This window comes from Streptomyces cucumeris (assembly GCF_024295805.1).
GTDB classification, from domain to species: Bacteria; Actinomycetota; Actinomycetes; order Streptomycetales; family Streptomycetaceae; genus Streptomyces; species Streptomyces cucumeris.
The window spans coordinates 1-2,500 of the sequence record NZ_JANCLX010000078.1 but is presented as its reverse complement, the minus strand read 5'-3'; the positions used below and the strand labels follow the sequence as shown (position 1 = coordinate 2,500).

General features: G+C 56.7%; 1 rRNA gene (cut by a window edge). It reads left to right on the top strand.

Features of this window, described 5'->3' with window-relative positions:
- Window positions 1-2,479 (top strand): 23S ribosomal RNA (locus tag NMK44_RS41730); it begins 647 nt to the left of the window's first position.
- Window positions 2,480-2,500: the final 21 nt, after the last annotated feature.

The following is a 2,500-nucleotide window of genomic DNA, read 5'->3' as shown; positions in this document are numbered from 1 at the left end:
CTGCGTCGTGACTGCGTGCCTTTTGAAGAATGAGCCTGCGAGTTTGCGGTGTGTTGCGAGGTTAACCCGTGTGGGGAAGCCGTAGCGAAAGCGAGTCCGAATAGGGCGGTTGAGTAGCACGCTCAAGACCCGAAGCGGAGTGATCTAGCCATGGGCAGGTTGAAGCGGAGGTAAGACTTCGTGGAGGACCGAACCCACCAGGGTTGAAAACCTGGGGGATGACCTGTGGTTAGGGGTGAAAGGCCAATCAAACTCCGTGATAGCTGGTTCTCCCCGAAATGCATTTAGGTGCAGCGTCGTGTGTTTCTTGCCGGAGGTAGAGCACTGGATAGGCGATGGGCCCTACCGGGTTACTGACCTTAGCCAAACTCCGAATGCCGGTAAGTGAGAGCGCGGCAGTGAGACTGTGGGGGATAAGCTCCATGGTCGAGAGGGAAACAGCCCAGAGCATCGACTAAGGCCCCTAAGCGTACGCTAAGTGGGAAAGGATGTGGAGTCGCAGAGACAACCAGGAGGTTGGCTTAGAAGCAGCCACCCTTGAAAGAGTGCGTAATAGCTCACTGGTCAAGTGATTCCGCGCCGACAATGTAGCGGGGCTCAAGCGTACCGCCGAAGTCGTGTCATTGCAGCATGAGGCCTAACGGCTGTTGTGATGGGTAGGGGAGCGTCGTGTGCCGGGTGAAGCAGCCGCGTAAGCGAGTTGTGGATGGTTCACGAGTGAGAATGCAGGCATGAGTAGCGATACACACGTGGGAAACGTGTGCGCCGATTGACTAAGGGTTCCTGGGTCAAGCTGATCTGCCCAGGGTAAGTCGGGACCTAAGGCGAGGCCGACAGGCGTAGTCGATGGACAACCGGTTGATATTCCGGTACCCGCTTTGAAGCGCCCAATATCGAATCCTCTGATGCTAAGGCCGTGAAGCCGCCCTTGATCTCTTCGGAGTGATGGGGAGTGGTGGAGCCGCTGATCCAAGGTGGTAGTAGGTAAGTGATGGGGTGACGCAGGAAGGTAGTCCAGCCCGGGCGGTGGTTGTCCCGGGGTAAGGGTGTAGCCCGAGGAGCAGGTAAATCCGTTCCTCATTGAAGGGTGAGACCTGATGCCGAGCCGATTGTGGTGAAGTGGATGATCCTATGCTGTCGAGAAAAGCCTCTAGCGAGTTTCATGGCGGCCCGTACCCTAAACCGACTCAGGTGGTCAGGTAGAGAATACCGAGGCGTTCGGGTGAACTATGGTTAAGGAACTCGGCAAAATGCCCCCGTAACTTCGGGAGAAGGGGGGCCATTGCTGGTGATCACCCTTGCGGTGTGAGCTGGTGGTGGCCGCAGAGACCAGCGAGAAGCGACTGTTTACTAAAAACACAGGTCCGTGCGAAGCCGTAAGGCGATGTATACGGACTGACGCCTGCCCGGTGCTGGAACGTTAAGGGGACCGGTTAGTCACTCTTCGGGGTGGCGAAGCTGAGAACTTAAGCGCCAGTAAACGGCGGTGGTAACTATAACCATCCTAAGGTAGCGAAATTCCTTGTCGGGTAAGTTCCGACCTGCACGAATGGCGTAACGACTTCTCGACTGTCTCAACCATAGGCCCGGTGAAATTGCACTACGAGTAAAGATGCTCGTTTCGCGCAGCAGGACGGAAAGACCCCGGGACCTTTACTATAGCTTGATATTGGTGTTCGGTTCGGCTTGTGTAGGATAGGTGGGAGACTGTGAAGCGGGCACGCCAGTGTTCGTGGAGTCATTGTTGAAATACCACTCTGGTCGTGCTGGATGTCTAACCTGGGTCCGTGATCCGGATCAGGGACAGTGTCTGGTGGGTAGTTTAACTGGGGCGGTTGCCTCCTAAAGAGTAACGGAGGCGCCCAAAGGTTCCCTCAGCCTGGTTGGCAATCAGGTGTTGAGTGTAAGTGCACAAGGGAGCTTGACTGTGAGACTGACGGGTCGAGCAGGGACGAAAGTCGGGACTAGTGATCCGGCGGTGGCTTGTGGAAGCGCCGTCGCTCAACGGATAAAAGGTACCCCGGGGATAACAGGCTGATCTTCCCCAAGAGTCCATATCGACGGGATGGTTTGGCACCTCGATGTCGGCTCGTCGCATCCTGGGGCTGGAGTCGGTCCCAAGGGTTGGGCTGTTCGCCCATTAAAGCGGTACGCGAGCTGGGTTTAGAACGTCGTGAGACAGTTCGGTCCCTATCCGCTGTGCGCGTAGGAGTCTTGAGAAGGGCTGTCCCTAGTACGAGAGGACCGGGACGGACGAACCTCTGGTGTGCCAGTTGTCCTGCCAAGGGCATGGCTGGTTGGCTACGTTCGGGAGGGATAACCGCTGAAAGCATCTAAGCGGGAAGCCTGCTTCGAGATGAGGGCTCCCACCCACTTGATGGGGTAAGGCTCCCAGTAGACGACTGGGTTGATAGGCCAGATATGGAAGCCGGGTGACCGGTGGAGTTGACTGGTACTAATAGGCCGAGGGCTTGTCCTCAGTTGCTCGCGTCCACTGTGT